The organism is Ramlibacter sp. GS1-15, from assembly GCF_057785015.1.
This window is the reverse complement of the sequence record NZ_JBYNTU010000001.1, coordinates 576,091-594,813: the sequence shown is the minus strand read 5'-3', so window position 1 is coordinate 594,813 and position 18,723 is coordinate 576,091. Positions and strand designations below refer to the sequence as shown.

Annotated in this window: 18 protein-coding genes; 7 read left to right on the top strand and 11 right to left on the bottom strand. The window is 69.9% G+C overall.

Annotated elements, in window-relative coordinates; all coding sequences use genetic code 11:
• Positions 1–4 precede the first annotated feature (4 nt).
• The 6 genes from AC3EF3_RS02980 to AC3EF3_RS02955 all read right to left on the bottom strand — a co-directional run bounded on the left by AC3EF3_RS02980 (position 5) and on the right by AC3EF3_RS02955 (position 8,735).
• Positions 5–2,137, bottom strand: a complete 2,133-nt coding sequence (locus tag AC3EF3_RS02980) for a TonB-dependent siderophore receptor (protein WP_488530669.1) — start codon at positions 2,135–2,137, stop codon at positions 5–7.
• Positions 2,138–2,272: 135 nt separating this feature from the next.
• A complete protein-coding gene (locus AC3EF3_RS02975; protein ID WP_488530668.1) occupies positions 2,273–5,374 on the bottom strand; it encodes an efflux RND transporter permease subunit in 3,102 nt (1,033 codons plus the stop codon).
• An 11-nt stretch (positions 5,375–5,385) separates the two neighbouring features.
• Positions 5,386–6,498, bottom strand: coding sequence for an efflux RND transporter periplasmic adaptor subunit (locus AC3EF3_RS02970; protein WP_488530667.1), 1,113 nt, complete (start codon positions 6,496–6,498; stop codon positions 5,386–5,388).
• The gene (locus AC3EF3_RS02965) at positions 6,495–7,037 is read right to left on the bottom strand and encodes a hypothetical protein (protein WP_488530666.1); all 543 of its coding nucleotides are present in this window, start codon (positions 7,035–7,037) and stop codon (positions 6,495–6,497) included. Before AC3EF3_RS02965 ends, AC3EF3_RS02970 begins: the two co-directional genes overlap by 4 nt.
• A gap of 5 nt (positions 7,038–7,042) precedes the next feature.
• Positions 7,043–8,266: a TolC family protein gene (locus AC3EF3_RS02960; RefSeq protein WP_488530665.1), complete on the bottom strand. Its 1,224-nt coding sequence runs from the start codon at positions 8,264–8,266 to the stop codon at positions 7,043–7,045.
• Positions 8,267–8,375: 109 nt separating this feature from the next.
• Positions 8,376–8,735, bottom strand: coding sequence for a hypothetical protein (locus AC3EF3_RS02955; protein ID WP_488530664.1), 360 nt, complete (start codon positions 8,733–8,735; stop codon positions 8,376–8,378).
• A gap of 232 nt (positions 8,736–8,967) precedes the next feature.
• Between AC3EF3_RS02955 and AC3EF3_RS02950 the strand changes: the two genes are divergently transcribed.
• Both AC3EF3_RS02950 and AC3EF3_RS02945 read left to right on the top strand, forming a co-directional pair.
• Positions 8,968–9,357, top strand: coding sequence for a helix-turn-helix domain-containing protein (locus tag AC3EF3_RS02950; protein ID WP_488530663.1), 390 nt, complete (start codon positions 8,968–8,970; stop codon positions 9,355–9,357).
• Positions 9,354–10,367 carry a PepSY-associated TM helix domain-containing protein gene (locus tag AC3EF3_RS02945; RefSeq protein WP_488530662.1) on the top strand — a complete coding sequence of 338 codons (1,014 nt, stop codon included), beginning with the start codon at positions 9,354–9,356 and terminating at the stop codon, positions 10,365–10,367. Before AC3EF3_RS02950 ends, AC3EF3_RS02945 begins: the two co-directional genes overlap by 4 nt.
• Before the next feature lie 34 nt (positions 10,368–10,401).
• On the opposite strand, the gene AC3EF3_RS02940 is transcribed toward AC3EF3_RS02945, so the two are convergent.
• From AC3EF3_RS02940 to AC3EF3_RS02925, 4 genes are all read right to left on the bottom strand, one after another.
• Positions 10,402–10,770 carry a hypothetical protein gene (locus tag AC3EF3_RS02940; protein ID WP_488530661.1) on the bottom strand — a complete coding sequence of 123 codons (369 nt, stop codon included), beginning with the start codon at positions 10,768–10,770 and terminating at the stop codon, positions 10,402–10,404.
• A 5-nt stretch (positions 10,771–10,775) separates the two neighbouring features.
• A complete protein-coding gene (locus AC3EF3_RS02935; RefSeq protein ID WP_488530660.1) occupies positions 10,776–11,519 on the bottom strand; it encodes a DUF4198 domain-containing protein in 744 nt (247 codons plus the stop codon).
• Between the two features lie 97 nt (positions 11,520–11,616).
• The gene (locus AC3EF3_RS02930; protein WP_488530659.1) at positions 11,617–12,360 is read right to left on the bottom strand and encodes an HAD family hydrolase; all 744 of its coding nucleotides are present in this window, start codon (positions 12,358–12,360) and stop codon (positions 11,617–11,619) included.
• 36 nt (positions 12,361–12,396) lie between these two features.
• Positions 12,397–12,561: a hypothetical protein gene (locus tag AC3EF3_RS02925; protein WP_488530658.1), complete on the bottom strand. Its 165-nt coding sequence runs from the start codon at positions 12,559–12,561 to the stop codon at positions 12,397–12,399.
• Positions 12,562–12,626: 65 nt separating this feature from the next.
• On the opposite strand from AC3EF3_RS02925, the gene AC3EF3_RS02920 reads away from it, so the two are divergent.
• The 5 genes from AC3EF3_RS02920 to AC3EF3_RS02900 all read left to right on the top strand — a co-directional run bounded on the left by AC3EF3_RS02920 (position 12,627) and on the right by AC3EF3_RS02900 (position 18,330).
• A complete protein-coding gene (locus AC3EF3_RS02920; RefSeq protein ID WP_488530657.1) occupies positions 12,627–14,027 on the top strand; it encodes an aminotransferase class III-fold pyridoxal phosphate-dependent enzyme in 1,401 nt (466 codons plus the stop codon).
• 7 nt (positions 14,028–14,034) lie between these two features.
• Entirely contained in the window at positions 14,035–14,778 is a 744-nt protein-coding gene (locus AC3EF3_RS02915; protein WP_488530656.1) for a cupin domain-containing protein, read from the top strand.
• A gap of 37 nt (positions 14,779–14,815) precedes the next feature.
• Positions 14,816–15,448, top strand: coding sequence for an aspartate/glutamate racemase family protein (locus AC3EF3_RS02910; RefSeq protein WP_488530655.1), 633 nt, complete (start codon positions 14,816–14,818; stop codon positions 15,446–15,448).
• A 3-nt stretch (positions 15,449–15,451) separates the two neighbouring features.
• Positions 15,452–16,729, top strand: a complete 1,278-nt coding sequence (otnK, locus tag AC3EF3_RS02905) for a 3-oxo-tetronate kinase (RefSeq protein WP_488530654.1) — start codon at positions 15,452–15,454, stop codon at positions 16,727–16,729.
• A gap of 275 nt (positions 16,730–17,004) precedes the next feature.
• On the top strand, positions 17,005–18,330 hold the full coding sequence (locus tag AC3EF3_RS02900) for an NAD(P)/FAD-dependent oxidoreductase (RefSeq protein ID WP_488533724.1): 1,326 nt from the start codon (positions 17,005–17,007) through the stop codon (positions 18,328–18,330).
• A gap of 19 nt (positions 18,331–18,349) precedes the next feature.
• Here the strand turns inward: AC3EF3_RS02900 and AC3EF3_RS02895 are convergent, their stop codons facing one another.
• Positions 18,350–18,718 carry a cupin domain-containing protein gene (locus AC3EF3_RS02895; RefSeq protein WP_488530653.1) on the bottom strand — a complete coding sequence of 123 codons (369 nt, stop codon included), beginning with the start codon at positions 18,716–18,718 and terminating at the stop codon, positions 18,350–18,352.
• Positions 18,719–18,723: the final 5 nt, after the last annotated feature.

Below are 18,723 nucleotides of genomic sequence, written 5' to 3'. Positions count from 1 at the left end.
CGCGTCAGAAGCGATAGTTCAGGCCGAGCGTGTACTTGCGCGGCGAGCCGGGCGCCACCCACAGCTGGCTGTACGAGTTCACGTAGTAGGCCTTGTTGAAGACGTTGTCCACGTTGAAGCTCACGCGCGTGTGCTTGTCCACTTGCCAGGCGGAGACGAACTTCACCACCGTGTAGGCGGGCAGCGTGAAGCTGTCGTTCACGTCCACCGAACCCAGGCGCGCGCCGACATAGGCGATGCCGCCGCCCACCGACAGCGTCCCGCGCACCGGCGCGGCGAAGCTGTAGATGCCGAACAGGTTGGCGCTGCTGCGCGGCACGTTCGGGAAGAAGCGCCCTTCCGCGAGGCCGGTGTTCACGGCCGCGGGATTGCTCTTCGTCACGCGCGCGTCGGTGTAGGCGTAGGAGGCCGACAGCCGCAGGTTGCGCGCGACCTCGCCGGAGAAGTCGAACTCCAGTCCCTTGCTCTTGACCTCGCCCACCGCGATGGAGTAGTTGTTCGGGTCCCTCGGGTCGGGCGTGAGCACGTTCTCCTTGGTGATGCTGAAGAGCGCGACCGTCGCGCTCATCTTGTCGTCGACCGAGTCCCACTTGCCGCCGACCTCGTAGGAGCGGCTCGTTTCCGCCGGGAACGCCGCGCCGGAGAAGCTGATGCCGCTGTTCGGGCGGAAGCCCTTGGCCGCGGTCGCGTAGAACGACAGCGTCTTGTCCGGCTGGAAGACCAGGCCGGCGCGCGGGCTCGAGGCGCTCAGCTTCTGCGAAGTCGAGCGCGCGAGCAGCCGGTCGTCCACGTCCTGGTCGTAGCTGTCGTAGCGCAATCCGAGCAGCGCCTTCCATCGCGCCGAGAACTCGATCTGGTCCTGCGCGTAGACCGCGTGCGAGCGCTGCTTCTCGAACGTGTTGGTGATCGGCTTCATCGCCGGCGCCACCGACACGCCGTAGACCGGCTCGTAGATGTCGATCGTGTAGGGCGTGGCCGCCGATCGGCCGCGCAGCTGCAGGCGCTTGTCGTCGAAGGCGTAGGCATCGACGCCCACCAGCGCGTTGTGAACGATGGAGCCGGTCTTCAGCTTGTTGCCGAGCAGCTCGAGCCGGCCCGACGTGTCGGTGGCCTCCAGATCGCGCTCGCGGCGCTGGCGTCGCAGCGTGCGGTTGTCCGGCTGCAGCGTCCACGCCTCGGTGGCGGTGCCCTTGAGCGAGCTGTCACGATAGCTCACGCCGGTCTGCAGCGACCAGGTCTCGTTGAAATCGTGCTGCAGGAACACCTGGTGGCCGAGCGACTCGATGGTGATCGGCCCGTCGCCCGGCTCGCCGAGGAAGCGCGACACCGGCACCAGACCGAGCTGGCCGTTGACCGCGACCACGCCGCGGTCCAGCGGCGTCTTCTGCTTGATCGCTTCGACCTCGTAGGACAGCGTGGTCTCGGGCGAGATCATCCACAGGAACGAGGGCGCGAGCAGGTAGTGCTTCTGCTTCACGGTGTCGCGGAAGCTGTGCGCGTCCTCGAAGGCGGCGTTGAGGCGCCAGGCGAACTGCTCGCCGATCGGGCCCGTGAGGTCCACGGCGGTGCGGTACGTGCTGAAGCTGCCGGCGGACAGGTCGATCTCGTAGCGCGGCTGGAACAGCGGCTTCTTGGTCGTGATGTTGACGGTGCCGCCCGGCTCGCCGCGGCCGTACAGCGCGGACGACGGGCCCTTGAGCACTTCCACGCTCTGCGTGTTCTGGCCGTCACGCATGCCGTTGTAGCCGCGGCTCGAATTGAAGCCGTTGACCATGTAGTCGGACCCGAAGTTCGGGTCACCGGTGAAGCCCCGCATCGCGTAGCTGTTCCACAGCCCGCCGAAGTTGTTCGCGTGCGAGACGCCGCTGGACAGGTCCAGCGCGCCGGCCAGGTCGGACACGCCGGCGTCCTTGAGCACCTCCGCGTCGATCACGCGCACGCTCATCGGCAGGTCGCGGATCAGCGAGTCGTTCTTCGTGGCGCCGGTGGCCGACAGGTTGCGATAGGGCTGCTTGGTAACGGTGACGTTGACGGTGTCGAGCGTGGTGGGGCCCTGCTGCGCCCAGGCGAGCGAGCTGCAAAGCAGGCACGCCGCTGCGGGGATCAGGGCCGGTCGGAAGCGATGGGTCGTGGACATGGCGAGCTGTAGCTCCTCTGAGTTGGATGGAATGCAATGTCTTTCGCGGCGGCGACGGCGTCTTGTACGAATCGCGTCGTCATGCGCACCACGGGGCAAAGCGGCGAGGGTTTCTCTCCCTGGGCGAGCCGTGCATCAAAGGGCATCGGTGGGCCCTCCGTGCACGAGGCTTTCGGTGGCACGGCGCCCCACCGCCGCATACGCCAGGGGCGTGAGCAGCGTGTCGAGCAACGTGGAACTGATGAGGCCGCCGAAGATCACCACCGCGACCGGGTGCAGGATCTCCTTGCCCGGCGCGTCGGGCGCGAGCAGCAGCGGCGTGAGTGCGAAGGCGGCGACCAGTGCCGTCATCAGCACGGGCGTGAGCCGCTCGATGGAGCCGCGCACGATCATCGGCACGCCGAAGGTCTCGCCCTCGTGGCGGCACAGGTTGACGTAGTGGCTGATCTTGAGGATGCCGTTGCGCGTGGCGATGCCGGCGAGCGTGATGAAGCCCACCATCGAGGCCACCGAGAGGCTCACGCCGGCGAGCCACATCGCGATCACCGAGCCGATCAGCGCGAGCGGGATGTTCGCCATGATCAGCGCCGCGAGCACCGCCGACCGGTAACGCGAATAGAGCACGAGGAAGATCAGCGCGAGCGACACCAGCGACAGCGCCGCGATCAGGCGCGCGGCCTGCTCCTGCGCCTGGAACTGGCCTTCGAGGCTCACGAAGTAGCCCCCAGGCAACGGCTCCGCGGCGATCGCCTCGCGGATGCGCGCGACGATCGCGCTCATGTCGGAGCCGTCCGTGTTGGCGTACACGACGATGCGGCGGCGCGAGTTCTCGCGGCCGATCTGGTTGGGCCCGTCGGTCTCCTCCACCGTCGCGATCGCCGACACCGGCAGGCGACCGGCCGGCGTGTCGATCAGCGTCGCGGCGAGGTCCTGCGGGCCGCGCCGGTCGTCGGGCAAGCGCAGCACGAGGTCGTAGCGGCGCTGGCCCTCGGCCACCTCGGCGCCGTGCGCGCCATCGGTCAGGGCCTTCAGCAGCCGGATCGCCTCGCCGGGTGCGAGCCCCGCCTGCGCGGCCTTGCGGTGGTCGATGCGCACCGCGATCTGCGGCACCAGCACCTGCTTTTCCACGGTGAGGTCGACCAGGCCGGGGATCGTCGCGAGCCGCCCGCGCAGTTGCTCCGCCAGGCCGCGCAGCGCATCGACATCGTCGCCGTAGATCTTCAGCGCGATCTGCGCGCGCACGCCCGACAGCAGGTGATCGAGCCGGTGCGCGATCGGCTGGCCGATTGCAACCTGCGCCGGCAGCACCGCAAGGCGCTGGCGGATATCGGCCATCACCTGCTCGCGATTGCGCGACGAGGGCTTGAGGGCCACGTCGATCTCGGACGCGTGCACACCTTCCGCGTGCTCGTCGAGCTCGGCGCGGCCCGTGCGCCGGCCGACGTGCACGACCTCCGGCACTTCGGCGATCAGCCGTTCGGCCGTGCTGCCGATGCGATTGGCTTCGGCGAGCGACGTGCCCGGGGCCATCAACATGCCCAGCACGAGCGAGCCCTCGTTGAACGCCGGCAGGAAAGCGCGGGGAAAGAACGGCACGCTCGCCGCGGCCACCACGACGGCCACCGCGGCCGCGGCGAGAAGGGGCTTCGCGCGCGGGAACGACCAGGCCAGCAGCCGCTCGTCCTGGCGCTTGAGCCACGCGACCAACGGACTGTCGCCGTGCTCCAAGGTCTTGGTGCGCGGCAGCAGCCAGCTCGCCAGCACCGGCGTCACGGTCATCGACACCGCCATCGAGGCCAGGACGGACACGATGTACGCGACGCCCAGCGGCGCGAACAGGCGCCCTTCGATGCCCGGCAGCGCGAACAGAGGCACGAACACCAGCACCACGATGACGGTGGCGTACACGATGCCCGAGCGCACCTCCACGCTCGCACGGCGCACCACTTCGAGCACCGGCAGCGGCACGGCCGCGATGCAGTTCTGCTTGAGCCGCCGCACGATGTTCTCGACGTCGACCACCGCGTCGTCGACCAGCTCGCCGATCGCGATCGCGAGGCCGCCCATCGTCATCACGTTGATCGACTGCCCCATGGCGCGGAACACCAGGAAGGCCGCCGCCATCGACAGCGGGATCGCGATCAGCGAGATCAGCGTCGTGCGCGCCGACAGCAGAAAGGCGAACAGCACGACGGCCACCATCACCGCGCCTTCGCGCAGCGCTTCGGCGACGTTGTCGATCGAAGCGCGGATGAACTCGGCCTGGCGGAACAGCACCTCGGGCGCACCCATGCCGGCCGGCAGGCCGCGGCGCAGCTCGCCCAGCGCGGCGTCGATGTCGCGCGAGACACGCACGGTGTCGGCCTCCGGCTGTTTCTGCACGCTCACGATCACGGCGGGCCGCCCGCCGAAACTCGCGTCGCCGCGCTTCATCGCCGCAGCCCAGTGCACGTCGGCCACCTGCTCCAGCAGCACGGGCCGTCCGGCGGTCCACGCAACCGCAACGCCCCGCAGGTCATCGAGGCGACCGGTGCGCGTCAGATGGCGGATCAGGTACTCGCGCCCGTTCAGGTCGATGAAGCCGCCGCCCGCGTTCTCAGCGTAGCCGTTCAATGCGGCCTGGACCTGCGACAGCGTGACGCCGGCCAGCGCCATGCGTTGCGGATCGGGCTCGACCCGCAGCGTGCGAACCTCGCCGCCGATCGGGATCACCTGCGACACGCCGGGCACCGCGAGCAGCCGCGGGCGCAACACCAGGTCCGCGTACTCGCGCACCTGCATCGGCGATGCCCCCTCGCCGAGCGGCAGCGCGATCAGCATCACCTCGCCCATGATCGAGGAGACCGGCCCCATCGCCGGCGTGATGCCGCCCGGCAGCCGATCGCGCACCAGCGCCAGGCGCTCGGCCACGAGCTGGCGGTTGCGATAGACGTCCGTGCCCCAGTCGAACTCCGCGTAGACGATCGAGAGGCCGATGCCCGACGTCGATCGCACGCGCGTGACGCCGGGCATGCCGTTCAGGGCCGTCTCGATCGGAAAGGTCACGAACTGCTCGACCTCCTCGGGCGCCATGCCGCCGGCCTCGGTGAGGATCGTGACCAGCGGCTTGTCGAGCGCGGGGAACACGTCCACCGGCGTGCGCAGCGCGGCGATGCCGCCCCACACGAGCATCAGCAGCGCGAACGCGAGCACGAACAGGCGGTGCGAGAGGCTGACGCGGACGATGCGATCGAACATCGGCGGCCCCTTCAGCGGATCTGCGCGAGCAGCGCCGCGCCTTGCACGACGACGCGGTTGCCGTCGCCCAGTCCCTGCGTGACGACCACGCGCCGCGCATCGAGCGCGCGCGTGCGCACCGGCTGCGCGATGTAGCGCTCGGCACCGGACTTGATCCACACCACGGGCTCGTTGGCCGCGTTGCGCACCACCGCTTCGGCGGGCAGCACCATGCCCTTCGTCTTGTCCGCGAGCGTCGCGATCACCGTGACCGGCTGCCCGATCGCGAGCGGCAGCGTCGCGCCGCGCGGCGCGCGGGCGCGCAGCATGAGCGGCAGCATGCCTTCGCGCAGGCTGCGCCCCGCCCCCTGCCACTGCAGCGGCAGGTCGGGCAGCCCCTTGAGCTGCGCGCCGGCGATGCGCGGCGGCAGCGTCGGATCCGCCGTGGCGGCTTCCACCAGCGCACGCGAGGGATCCACCACTTCGAACAGCGGCGCCCCCGCGGCGACCACCTGGCCGAGTGCGGCGTCGGCGCGCGCGATCGCGCCATCGACGGGCGAGCGCAGCGCCTCGCGCGCGACGAGACTGGCCGCGATGCTGCGCTCGCGCTCGGCCAGGCTCTCGGCTTCCGCACGCGCGGCCTCGATGTCCTTGCGCGGCACGCTGCCCTCGAGGCTCGCGAGGCGCTGCGCGCGCTGCTCGGCGACCTTCAGGTTGCCGCGCAACTCGGCGAGCAGCGCCTGCTGCACGCCCAGCGCGTGCGGCTCGGGTTCGAAGCGAACCCACGCGAGCACCTCGCCGCGCTTCACGCGCTGGCCGACGATCGGCAGCCCGCGCGGGCCGGCTTCAACGCGGCCGGGCCGCGTCGGTTGCACCTGCCCGCCAGTCGCCGGGTCCAGCAGCACGCGGCCGGGCAGCTCCATGCTGGCCGCGGCTTCGCTCGCCACCGGCATCGACGTGCGGATATCCATGCGGCGCTGCGCGGCCATCGGCACGCTCACGCTGCCGTCGGGCAAGCGACCGAGGTCGCCGCGCGCCGACTGCGTCGGCGCGTCGAGGTGCTCGCCGTTGGGGCCGTGAGCGCCGGGCGATGCCGACGCCACGAGCGGCGCAACGAGGAGCAGCGCGATCGCGAGCGTCCTCATGCTTGCCTCGCTTTCCGGCGCCGCCCGAACAGTGCGACACCCGCAACGACGGCGGCGGAAGCGGCCATCGGCCACGCCGCGGGGGGCAGTCCCTGCACCTTGTCGGGCGCAGCGGACGCGACACGCAGCTTGCCCTCGAGCAGGTCGGCATCGGGGCCGGCGCTGATGGTGAACATCAACGCGTGCGTGCCCGGTTCGCGCAGGGACCGCAGCAGCGCGGGGTCACTTGCGCGGTAGCTGCCGCTTGCAGCATCGAAGACGGCTTGCGCCTTCACCGCGCCGCTTTCGATGTCGAGCCTCGCATTCGCGACGGGCTCGTTGTTCGCGTAACGGCCCAGCTCCACCACCAGGGCATCGGAGTGCAGCCGCGCGACGAGCTCGAAGCTTTCCGAGAACGTTTCGAGGCGCGGGTCGGTTGCTGCCGCCGCCGGCGTGGGCGCGGCCGCGTCGAGATGCTCGCCGTTGGGACCGTGCGCGCCGGGTGAAGCGGCTGCGGCACACGCGAACGCGGCCAGCACGATGGCGAGAGGAAAGGACATCCGGTTCATGGAAGAACTCCCATTGCTTGGTTCAGCCGCGCGCGCGCCAGGCCGGCCGCGGCCTGCTGCTGCACCACGGTCGCGGCGGATTGCGCGGCGGCCGCGCGCGCGCGCAGGCGCTCGGGCAATCCGGTTTCGCCGGCCTTGAAGGCCGCGTCGACGAGCGTCGCGCGTTGTTGCAGGAGATCGGCGCGTTGCCGCGCCGCGGTGAGTTGCGCTTCGGCGGCCGCGAGCAATGCCGATGCGGCAGCACGCTCGGCGCCCAGCTGTTGCTGCAGCGTCGCGACCTCGGCACGCGCCGCCTCGAGTTCACCGAGGGCGGCCGCTCGCTTCGGCCCGTTGCGCGCATCGGTGCCGAAGGACCAGCGCACGCCCAGGATCACGGTGGCCTGCCGCGGCTGGCCGCGTTCGACCCGATCCTGGCGCAGGCCGATCGCGAGCTCCGGTGGTTCGCGCAATGAGCGCTCCACGTCCTCCAGCGCGCGGCTCGCGCGCTGCACGGCGAGCTCCGCGACGCGCAGCAGCGGGTGGTCGGCGGCCGGCACATCCCGCGGCGCTTCCGCGGCGTCCGGCAACGCCGACAGGCCCGTGAGCCCGGTCCACTGCGCCTGCGCCGCGGCCAGCTTCGCGCGCGCCTCGTGCAGCTGCGCGTCCGCGGCGAGCACCTCGGCCTGCAGGTCCAGCTGGTCGATGCGCGCGAGTTCGCCCGCCTTCACGCGGCGGGCCGTGTCGTCGGCCAGAGCCTTCAGCGACGCAGCCTGGATCTCGGCCTGGCGCTGCTGCGCCTGCGCGGCCGCGAGCTCCCACGCGCGTTCGCGCACCTCGCCTGCGAGCTTGAGCTTGTCCGCCGCCTGCGTGGCCTCCGCCCAGGCCGATTCCGCATCGGCGGCCGCGATGCGCGCGGTGCGCTGGCCGGGCAGCCACAGCGGCAACCGCAGGCCGACCTCGCGCTCGTTCGCGCCTCGGTTGGCATGCCAACGGTCACTGCGATCCGCCAGCTCCAGGGCCGGCGCCTCAGGCAACCAGCTGCGCGCCGCGACCTCCGAGGCATGCGCGCGCCGCAGGCGATCCTGCGATGCGTTCGCGGCGGATCGGTGCTGCCACGCCGCCTCGACGGCTTGGCGCAATGTCGCCGTGTTGGAAGAAGGCGCGGACTGGGCCAGGGCCGTGCACGCGCAAAGCGCCGCCACGACCCCGGCGGCGATCCGCCGGACTGTGCATGAAGACAAGACGATTCCCGCAAACCGTGGGCGCGATCGCGCGGCGTCGCTGCCCGGTGGACGATCCCTGCGGCGCGTGGCCTCGCGAGAGGACGCGCGCGCGCAGGCGCTGAAGTGGTCAGCGCAGGAAGCGAGGGGGTCGTTCGGGAAGCGCGGGGAACGCTGTCTTGGGCCGCGCGTGCGCCAGCGGCGCCGGCGGAATCACCGGCATCTCGGCGACGGCCGTGCCGTCCGGCACCGATGTCAACGCCGGGCTGAGCAGCAGGTTGTCGATCTGCAGGTGCTGCGCCGAGTCGGCGCCATGGTGCTTGTGCACGCCGCCGTCATCGTGATGGTGATGGTCCAGCCCCAGCCAGTGCATGAGGGCATGCTGCGCTTCGTCGCCGGACGCGACGCCGCCCTGCCAGGCCCCAGGCAGCGCCGCGCCGTGATGGATCACGGCGAGCAGCAGCAGCAATCGAAGGACCTTGCGCAACATGGTGATGTGACTTTAGGTGCTGGTCCGCGGGTCATCTTGGACGGATTTGCTGGAACCCGTTCATGGTTTCCACTACGCCGCCGCTTCGCCCCATCGCGGCGCGCGGCGCTGCGTGAAGGTGCGCACGCCGCAGCAATTCCTGCCATTGCCCGCCCTCACAACGCAATCGTGTGCGTGCCGAGGGGCGCATTTCGATCCGAGCTGCGGTATGCGTTGCCTACCATGAGTTTTCATGAATCTGCAACCAACGCCACCGCTCGAGCCACCCGGCATGCCCACACACCCCGGCATCGTGTGGGCCATCAGGTACATCGACGAGCATCTCGACGAGCGACTGTCGCTGAACGAGCTGGCCGCGAAGGCGGGGCTGAGCGTATGGCGCTTCTCCACGGTGTTCCGGCAGCAGGCCGGGATCTCGCCGCGCCGCTATATCTGCGGGCTGCGCGTGCAGAAGGTGCAGATGCTGCTGGCCAACGGTGAATCGCTCGCCTCCGCCGCGCTGGTCGCGGGCTTCTACGATCAGAGCCATCTCTGCCGGCACTTCAAGAAGACGTCGGGCATGACACCGGGTGAGTTCGTCAGCCGCCAGCGCAGCGCCGGCGCCGGACTCCAGGCGGCATGAAGTTCGCCTACCAATGGCACCGCCGCGCCGGCTGGGTGCTCGCGCCGCTGCTCGCGATCTCCGCGTGCAGCGGCATCGTCCTGCTCTGGACGCAGCCGCTGCTGGCGTCGCCACAGGCGAGCCCGCCGGCGGTGCAGGCATGGACGCAGTCGCTCGACACGGGCCTGAAGGCACTCGCGTCGCGGCATCCGCAGGGCGAGCCGGACATGGTGGACCTGCCGCGCGCTTCCGGCGCGCCGATCCGCGTGCACCTGCGCGATGCCGGCTGGGCCGAGATCGATCCTGCAAGCAACGCGGTCGGCGCGGTGCAGCCCGACAGCAGCGACGCGAGAACGATCCTGCTGGGCCTGCACGAGCACCTTCTGCTCGATGACGTCGGCCCCTGGGTGCTACGCGCGGTGGCGCTGTGCGCCCTGGTCCTGATCGGCATGGGACTGCGCATCTGGTGGCGCGTGCGCAAGCTGCCGGCGCGCTCCGTGTGGCGCAAGTGGCATAGGCGCATCGGGCCGGTGGCGATGTTGCCGATCGCGCTGATGCTGGCAAGCGGCTTCGTGCTGCGCTCGCCGGAGTTGGCGCGCGCGGTGTTGCCGGGCGAGGCCGTGGCCCTGAAGGTCGAGCCGTCGCCGGGCAACGAGTTGCAGTCGGTGTCGATGGGGCGGGCACTCACCGTGGCCGCGGCGGCGCTGCCGCAGGCACGCCCGGTGCGGATCTATGCCGCGCGCGACGGCGTGCTGCGCGTGCGCCTGCGCGAGGGCGAATGGAATCCGTTCGGCTTGCACTACGTGTACCTGCGCGCAGCGGACGCGTCGGTGCTGCGTGTCGTCAAGGCGAGCGAGCAGCCGCTGGCGGTGAGGTATCTGGATGTGGTGTATCCGTTGCACGCAGGCTGGGTGCCGGGGAACGCGGGCACCGCTGCGGCCGTTGCGTGGCGTGTGCTGTGGACGCTGGTCGCGCTGTCGCTGGCGGCGATGGCCCTGTCGGGCGCGGTGCAGCGCTTCACCGCCAAGTGAGTCGTCCCCGCGCAGCGGCGGGGACGACGGTGGATCACTTGATCACGAAGCGCGCGCTGCTCGTCGACTTGTCTTCCATCGTCACGAGCGCAATCACCTTGTCGCCCTTGGCGAGCTTCAGGCCGCGCGCCACCAGCTTGTCGTCGGCCGCCGGCTCCAGCCTCGCCTCGCTCTTGCCCGCGCCGCTCATCACGGTGAGCTTGCCGGCGAGTTTCGCGGTGGGCATCGTCTGCCCGTGATCGTCCAGGTACAGCTCGACGGCGTCGCCGCGGGCCACCAGTTCGAACTTCACTTCGCCCGCCATTTCCACCACGCCGCCATGGCGCGCCGTGAGGTCACCGTGGGCGAACGAGATACTCGTCACGGCCGCGGCGATCGCGGCCAGCAGGAAGTTTCGTTTCATCGTGATCACTCCGGCAGGTGCGGCAGCACGAACGACAGCGTCGCCAGGTGCTCGTCGCGGAGCGTCTTGGCCGGCTCGGCCGGCGGTGCGTCGAACACCGCGGTGATGACGTTCAAGGCCTGGTTGCGGATCTTGATCGTGGCCGTGCCGTCGGCGCCGGTCTTGATCGGCTCCGCATCGGGATCGGTGACGAAGTCGGACTGCACCTTCGCGCCGGCGACAGGCTTGCCTTCGTACAGCACGCGCACCGTGAACGGCGCGCCCATCTGCTCGGGGATCTGCCTGGCCACCGGCACGACCTGCAGCTTGTGACCGGGCAGCACCGGCACCATGCCGTTCAGCGGGCGGCGCAGGTGCACGGCGTACTTCCAGGTGTGCTCGCTCACCTTGGCGTCCGGCACTTCATCCTTGCCCTTGTTGTGCCATTTGCCGTCGGCCGTCTTGCTCCACAGGCCGTTGTCCAGAACGGCGGCCACGATGGCGGGCTGGTCGTCGATGTTGGCCAGCACGAGCGGGCCCTGGGCCGACAGCTGCGTCTGCACTTCCTTGCCGTCTTCGTCATAGGCCGTGACGCTCTTCACCTTGGACAGGCGCTTGACCATGTCCAGGTCGTCGGCGCCGACGCCGTAGATCAGCGCGAGCTGGTTGGCCCGCTGTGCGAACCAGATGCCGTGCGCCTGCGCTACTGTCGCGGCACCCAGGCTGGCAATGACGCTCGCCGTCACGGCGAGCTTCGCGAACGTTCTCATTTCACTCTCTCCTTGGCTCTGTGGTTGAGCCTGGGCAACTCTAGTCGCGGCGAGGCACGTGTTATTGGATGGTTTTGCCGTTGGCGGGCACGCTCGTTCACGCGCAGGCGTCGGCGAACAGCGGCAATGCCATCCGCAGCCGGCTTTCGGCCAGCTCCTCGTCGACGGCGTCGGCCAGCTCGCACAGCGTGGCGAAGCGCCAGTCGGCCCGCGCCGGCTTGTCCACCGGCCACGAGACGCCGCAGCCCCGCCGCCTCGCGTGCCGATCGATCCAGCAGGTGCGCCAGTCGAGCGCCTGCGCGACGCGGATGTCGCGGAACTGGCAATGGCCCACGTGCAAGGTGTCGGCCCGCGGGATGCCGTGGCGCGCGAGCAGGTCGCGCAGGGCCATGAAATAGCGCGGGTCGGGTTTCTCGTAGCGGCTGTCTTCGCGCGTCAACGTGAAGTCGAAGGGCGTGCCCAGCGTGTGCTCGAAGCAGCCGAGCGCCCAGCGCTGCGTGTCCGTCGCGGCCACCAGCTGGAAATGCCGGTGCAGCCGCTTGAGGGACTGCACCGCATCCGCGAACGCCGGCCAGTACGCGACCGAGGCGCGAAAGCCGCATGCGGCCTCGCGCGGCAGGCCGAACTGGTTCGCCAGGACCTGCCACACGCGCTCCAGGTCATCCGGGAAAGGCCGCGCGAGGGGCGACGCCCGCGCATCGCGACAGGCGGCGAGGAATTCGTCGTCGCTCACCTGCGCCTCGGGCACGGCCGCATGCAGGTAGTCGAGGATCCCGCGTTCGCAGTCGATCAGCGTGCCGACCACATCGATCGTAAGGGCCTTGAATCTCAGGAGGGACATGATGCTGCTCCTTGGGGCCTGGAACATGCATTCAGGTTAGGTCAAGGCGCCGGCGCATGACGCCGAAGCGGCTCGCCGCGGCCGCATTCGTTCCCGTTCTTCGGCGGCGCGCAGCATCTTCTGCCGCGCGACAAGTTCGTCCATTGCATACCTTCGGGCGACGCCAAGCAGATTCTCCTTTTCGCGCGCGATCTTCAGCATCGTCCGTCGCACGCCACCAGCGATCCGGCAACTCCCGCTGCGCCACCGCACCTAGGATTGACCGCATGATTCCCACCGCCCAACTCTCGCTCAACGAATCGCTGGTGGCGCTCGACCGGGCGCACCTGGTGCACCCCGTCGCCAACTGGCGCGCGCATGAACAGCGCGGCGCGACGGTGCTGCAGTCCGGCCACGGCGCATGGCTGCGCGACGCCGACGGCCGCGAGCTGCTCGATGCATTCGCCGGCCTCTGGTGCGTGAACATCGGCTACGGCCACGACAGCGTCGTCGAAGCCGCGGCGCGCCAGATGCGCAAGCTGCCTTACGCCACCGGCTATTTCGGCTATGCCAGCGAGCCCGCGATCGAGCTGGCGGCCAAGCTGGTCGAGATCGCACCCGCGGGCCTCGACCACGTCTACCTGACGCTGGGCGGCTCCGAAGCCGTCGACGCGGCGGTGCGCCTGATCGTGCAGTACTACAACAGCACGGGGCGACCGCAGAAGAAACAATTCATCGCGATCGAACGCGGCTACCACGGCTCGTCGTCGACCGGCGCGGGCCTCACGGCGCTGCCCGCGTTCCATCGCGGCTTCGACCTGCCGCGTCCCGAGCAGCACTACATCGCTTCGCCCTACCCTTATCGCAACCCGGCGGGCAGCGACGCGCAAGCGGTGATCGCGTCGTCCGTGGCGGCGCTGCGCGAGAAGGTGAACGCGCTGGGCGCGGAAAGCGTCGCGGCCTTCTTCTGCGAACCGATCCAGGGCTCCGGCGGCGTGATCGTTCCGCCCGTCGGCTGGCTCAAGGCCATGCGCGAGACCTGCCGGGAACTCGACATCCTGTTCGTGGCCGACGAGGTCATCACCGGCTTCGGTCGCACGGGACCGATGTTTGCGTGCGAAGCGGAAGGCGTATCGCCCGACCTGATGACGGTGGCCAAGGGCCTGACCTCGGGCTATGCGCCGATGGGCGCGCTGCTCATCTCCGGGCGCGTGTACGCCGGCATCGCCGACGGCACGCCTGCGGGTGCGGTCGTCGGGCACGGCGCCACCTATTCGGCGCATCCGGTCAGCGCGGCCGTTGCCCTCGAAGTGATCCGCCTCTACGAAGAAGGCGGCATCCTCGCGAACGGCCAGCGCGTGGCGCGCGACTTCGAGTCGGGCCTGCGGGCGATGCTGCGCCACCCGCTGGTGGGCGACGCGCGATCGCGCGGCCTGCTCGGCGCGCTGGAGCTCGTGAGCGACAAAGTCACCAAGGCACGATTCGATACGGCCCTGGACCTGCCGGATCGCCTGGCCGCCGCAGGCTATCGCAACGGCCTGATCTTTCGCGCGTTCGGCGACGGCATCCTCGGCTTCGCGCCGGCGCTTTGCTACACGCCGTCCGAGTTCGAGCAGCTATTCGAGCGGCTCAAGCGCACGCTGGACGAAGTGCTGGACCAGGCCGATGTCCGGCAAGCTCTCGCCTGAGTTCATCATGGACACTTCCATCACGACGCGAACGACCATCGCCCTGGTGCTGCACCGCGCCGACGGGACCCCCTCGCCCACCGTCTTCCGCCGGGCCGCATTCGGCAGCGACGACCCCTTCGCGCGCCAACGGGACATCGCCTGGCAAGGGCCGGGCAGCATGGCTGCGGGCCGGGCCAGCTTCATCGGCGAGCTCGAGGTCGAGCGCTTTCCGCACACCGAGGTGATCGTCGTCATCGAGGGCGAGCTGGTCCTCGCGGCGGAAGGCGCCCAGCCGCTGGCGATCGGGCCCAACGCGGGCGCCGTCATCGCGTGCGGCACGAAGCTGCGCATGCACGCGGCGTCGCGCGCGCGGTTCGTCTGGTGCGCCGCCCGATGCGAGTGGCCGGGCGCGGCGGGCGTCGCACCCTTGCGCGCCGAGGCGAACTTCAAGCCCTCGTCTCCCCCGCCGGCGCACACGCTGCTCGGCCCCGCGCCGCAATGCCGCAGCGACAACGTGTTCACCGACGAGAGCACCGGGTTCCGCGCGGGCACCTGGGATTCGACGGGCTACCACCGCATCGTGCGGCCGCATCCGGTCAACGAGTTCATGCACCTGCTGGCGGGAAGCGTGCGATTCGAATGCGGCGACGGCCAGGTGGTGATGGTCCACGCGGGCGATACGGTCTTCATCCCGCAAGGCGAGCCCGTCGGATGGGAAAGCAAGGAGCGCGTGGCCAAGTTCTACGTCGTGCAAAACGTCCAGCCGTGACGCGCTCATGATCCGATCGATCGCATTCATCCATACGGTGGCGCTGCTGGTCGAACGTTTCCGGTCGCGCTTCCAGTCGGAGCTGCCGCAGCAGCGGTGCTTCCACATGCTGGACGAGAGCGTGCTGCAGGACCTGCTGCGTGACGGCCTTTCGCCCGCCATCACGCGGCGCATCGTGACGTTGGCGACGCTCGCCGCCGATGCGGGTGCGGATCTGATCATCTTCACCTGTTCGTCCACGTCTCCCGCCATCGACGTCGCGCGCAGGCTGGCGCCGGTGCCTATAGTGAAGATCGACGATGCGATGTACGCCGAAGCGGCGCGCAGCGACGGCCGCGTCGGCCTGCTGTGCACGACGCGCTCCACGTTGGAGCCGAGCCGCTCACTTCTGGGCGAGCATGTCGCGGCGTCGGGGACGCAAGTCGAGGCCGAACCCGTCCTCGTGGATGGCGCGTTCGACGCACTGTCCGCCGGAAAGCGCGAACAGCACGATGCGCTGGTGACCGAATCCGCGCTGGCCCTCGCGCAACGTTGCGACCGGCTGGTTCTGGCACAGGCCTCGCTCGCCCACCTTGCCGAACCGCTCGCCCAGCGCAGCGGCAAACCCGTATTCGCAAGTCCCGAATGGATGGTGCGCGACGTCCTTGCGCGCGTCGCGGCCGCGGCCTGAGCCATGGCCGCCCGACCACCCGTCCTCGGCTGCATTGCCGACGATTTCACCGGCGCCACCGACCTCGCCAACAATCTGGTGCGCGGCGGCATGCGCGTCGTGCAGACGATCGGAGTGCCCGACAGCGCGCTCGACGAAGAAGCCGACGCCATCGTCGTGGCGCTCAAGAGCCGCACGATCGCCCCGGCGGATGCAGTGGCGCAGTCGCTTCACGCACTGCACTGGCTGCGTGCGCAGGGCGTTCGCCAGGTCTACTTCAAGTACTGCTCCACCTTCGACTCCACGCCGGCCGGCAACATCGGCCCGGTCACGGATGCCCTGATGGCCGCCATGGGCTGCGATTTCACCATCGCCTGCCCTGCGTTCCCCGACAACGGCCGCACGGTGTTCAAGGGCTACTTGTACGTGGGCGACGAACTGCTGCACGAGTCGGGCATGCGCAACCATCCGCTCACGCCGATGACCGACTCCAACCTGGTGCGGGTGCTGCAGGCGCAGACGACGCGCAAAGTTGGCCTCATCGATTATCGGATCGTCGCCCGCGGGGCGCAGGCCGTGCGCGAGCGCATCGCGCAGCTCCGGTCCGAGGGCGTGGAGATCGCGATCGTGGACGCGACCTCCAATGCGGAGCTCATGGCGACGGGGCCCGCCTGGGCCGAGCTGCCGCTGGTGACAGCCGGCTCGGGCATCGCCATCGGACTGCCGCAGAACTTCGACTTGCGCGAAGGCGGTGCGGCGGCCGCACGCCTGCCGGCTGCGCAAGGCTTGCGCGCCATCGTTTCCGGGAGCTGCTCGGTGGCGACCAACGCCCAGGTGCGGTCCTTCCTCAACGCGGGTGGCGCCGGGTTCCCGATCGACCCGCTGCAACTGGCGAATGGTGTCGAACTGGTCGGGAAGGCGCTGGACTGGGCGCGCCCGCAGCTCGCCCGTGGCACGGTGCTGATCTACGCCACGGCGGAGCCTGCGGCGGTGAAGGCGGTCCAGCAGAAGCTCGGTGTCGACACTGCCGGCGCGCTCGTGGAATCCGCGCTGGCAGCCATCGCGCGCGGGCTCGCAGCCGAAGGGGTCCGCCAGCTCGTCGTGGCCGGCGGCGAAACCTCAGGGGCCTGCGTGCAGGCGCTCGGCATCACCCGGATGCGCATCGGTCTGCAGATCGCGCCGGGCGTTCCCTGGTGCCATGCGCGGTCGCCCTTCGCGCCGCAAGGGCTGCACTTGACGCTGAAGTCGGGAAATTTTGCGGGGCCGGCGTTCTTCCGCGACGCCTTCGAATGCCTGGCATGAACGAGACGCAGGCCCGCGATGCCATCTGCGCCATCGGCGGAACTGGAGGAAAATGCGCGGCTGGCGCGGTCCAGGAACTGCGCGCCGCCTTCGGCGCGCAGTGGTAGCACCGCAAAGCAGACTCTCCTTTCAACGCCTCAATAAGAGCATAAGTCGATTGCGCGCGGCCCGCGATCCGGCAGCACCGGCTGCCCCGGCGAGCCTACGATTGCCTCATGAACCTGCCGCTGACGATGAAACGCGCCCACGGCGCTGAGACAACGACGAAACCCACCCTGCAGCAGCCCCTGCGGCTGATCGAGAGCTCGCCCCAGCTTCCATCGCATGCGGACGTGGTCGTGATCGGCGGCGGGATCATCGGCTCATTTGCCGCCTATTACATGGCCCGGCGCGGCCTGTCGGTGGCCCTGGTCGAGAAGGGGCGCATCGGCGCCGAGCAATCGAGCCGCAACTGGGGCTGGTGCCGGCAGCAGAACCGCGACGCGCGCGAATTGCCGATGGCGACCAAAAGCCTGGAGCTGTGGGAACAGTTCACCGCGGACACGGGCGAGGACACAGGCTTCAACCGCCACGGGCTGCTCTACCTCAGCAACGACGACGAGGAGATCGCCGGCTGGGCCCGCTGGCACGATTTCGCCAAGACCGCAGGCGTGACCACCCACATGCTGAGCAGCCGCGAAGCGGCGGAGCGGGGCCGCGCGACCGGTCGCACGTGGAAAGGCGGCGTGTTCTCGCCCACCGACGGCACCGCCGACCCCGGCAAGGCGGCGCCCGCCGTGGCCTCCGCCATCCTGAAGCTCGGTGGCAGCATCCACCAGAACTGCGCCGCGCGCGGACTCGAGCTGGAAGGCGGCCGTGTCAGCGGCGTCGTCACCGAGGCCGGCACCATCAAGACCCGCACGGCGGTGCTCGCCGGCGGCGCCTGGGCCTCGTCGTTCTGCCGCCAGCTCGGCATCCGGTTTCCGTCTGCCACGGTGCGACAGGCCATCGTGCGCGTGACTCCCCCGGCGCATCCTGTGCCCGATGCCCTGGTCTCGTCGGGCGTGGCCGTCACCCGGCGCAGCGATGGCACCTTCAACCTGTCCATCAGCGGACGCGGCTGCGTCGACCCTACGCTGCAGCTGCTGCGTTTCGCACCGCAGTTCACCGCGATGTTTGCCAAGCGCTGGCGCAACGTGTCCCTCGGCGGCCTGGAAGGCATGCGCTGGGGCCATGAATCCCTGGCGCGCTGGAAACTCGACGAGCCCACCCCCATGGAGCGGGCGCGCATCCTCGACCCCAGGCCGGACCCGAAGGGCGTGCGCGACACGCACCGCCGCGCCCTCGAGTTGCTGCCCGTCCTGCGCGAATCCCGCATTGCCAGCACCTGGGCAGGCTACATCGACAGCACGCCAGACGGCGTCCCCGGCATCGGCGAAGTGCGGGAGGTCCCCGGATTCATCCTGGCCGCGGGCTTCTCGGGACACGGCTTCGGCATCGGTCCGGGTGCGGGCCACCTGATCGCCGACCTGGCCGCCGGCGACAAGCCCATCTTCGATCCCGTGCCGTTCCGGCCAGAACGATTCAACAAGTCGTCCTGGGGCAAGGTCGCTGATTTCTAGAGATCGGCGAGAGCGCGCCTCACTGGGCGCCGTAGATGATCCAGATCTTTCGCGTGGTCTCGATGCAGTGCCACTTGCCGACGTAATCGGGCTTCATCACGAACGCGTCGCCGGCCTGCACGCGGACCGGCGCCTTGCCGTCCTCGATGAGCTCGGACACGCCCGACAGGATGTAGCAGAACTCCCAGACGCCGCCCTTGATGGAGCGCAGCGTGCCCGGCGTCGTCTCCCACACACCCGTGCGCACCTTGCCGTCGGGCGATTGCTCCACGTCCCAGTTGGTGAAGCGCGGGTCGCCGGCGAGCAGGCGTTCCGGCAGCGGCGCGCTCTCGCGGCCGGGGCCGAGGTCGTCGAATTTGAAGAAGGTCAGGTTGCTCACTGAGTTCATGCTTT

What these genes read in the sequence shown, in the direction of transcription:
- AC3EF3_RS02980 (WP_488530669.1), bottom strand. Translation starts at nt 2,137, where the DNA reads ATGTCCACGACCCATCGCTTCCGACCGGCCCTGATCCCCGCAGCGGCG.
- AC3EF3_RS02975 (WP_488530668.1), bottom strand. Translation starts at nt 5,374, where the DNA reads ATGTTCGATCGCATCGTCCGCGTCAGCCTCTCGCACCGCCTGTTCGTG.
- AC3EF3_RS02970 (WP_488530667.1), bottom strand. Translation starts at nt 6,498, where the DNA reads ATGAGGACGCTCGCGATCGCGCTGCTCCTCGTTGCGCCGCTCGTGGCG.
- AC3EF3_RS02965 (WP_488530666.1), bottom strand. Translation starts at nt 7,037, where the DNA reads ATGTCCTTTCCTCTCGCCATCGTGCTGGCCGCGTTCGCGTGTGCCGCA.
- AC3EF3_RS02955 (WP_488530664.1), bottom strand. Translation starts at nt 8,735, where the DNA reads ATGTTGCGCAAGGTCCTTCGATTGCTGCTGCTGCTCGCCGTGATCCAT.
- AC3EF3_RS02950 (WP_488530663.1), top strand. Translation starts at nt 8,968, where the DNA reads ATGAATCTGCAACCAACGCCACCGCTCGAGCCACCCGGCATGCCCACA.
- AC3EF3_RS02945 (WP_488530662.1), top strand. Translation starts at nt 9,354, where the DNA reads ATGAAGTTCGCCTACCAATGGCACCGCCGCGCCGGCTGGGTGCTCGCG.
- AC3EF3_RS02940 (WP_488530661.1), bottom strand. Translation starts at nt 10,770, where the DNA reads ATGAAACGAAACTTCCTGCTGGCCGCGATCGCCGCGGCCGTGACGAGT.
- AC3EF3_RS02935 (WP_488530660.1), bottom strand. Translation starts at nt 11,519, where the DNA reads ATGAGAACGTTCGCGAAGCTCGCCGTGACGGCGAGCGTCATTGCCAGC.
- AC3EF3_RS02930 (WP_488530659.1), bottom strand. Translation starts at nt 12,360, where the DNA reads ATGTCCCTCCTGAGATTCAAGGCCCTTACGATCGATGTGGTCGGCACG.
- AC3EF3_RS02925 (WP_488530658.1), bottom strand. Translation starts at nt 12,561, where the DNA reads ATGCTGAAGATCGCGCGCGAAAAGGAGAATCTGCTTGGCGTCGCCCGA.
- AC3EF3_RS02920 (WP_488530657.1), top strand. Translation starts at nt 12,627, where the DNA reads ATGATTCCCACCGCCCAACTCTCGCTCAACGAATCGCTGGTGGCGCTC.
- AC3EF3_RS02915 (WP_488530656.1), top strand. Translation starts at nt 14,035, where the DNA reads ATGGACACTTCCATCACGACGCGAACGACCATCGCCCTGGTGCTGCAC.
- otnK (WP_488530654.1), top strand. Translation starts at nt 15,452, where the DNA reads ATGGCCGCCCGACCACCCGTCCTCGGCTGCATTGCCGACGATTTCACC.
- AC3EF3_RS02895 (WP_488530653.1), bottom strand. Translation starts at nt 18,718, where the DNA reads ATGAACTCAGTGAGCAACCTGACCTTCTTCAAATTCGACGACCTCGGC.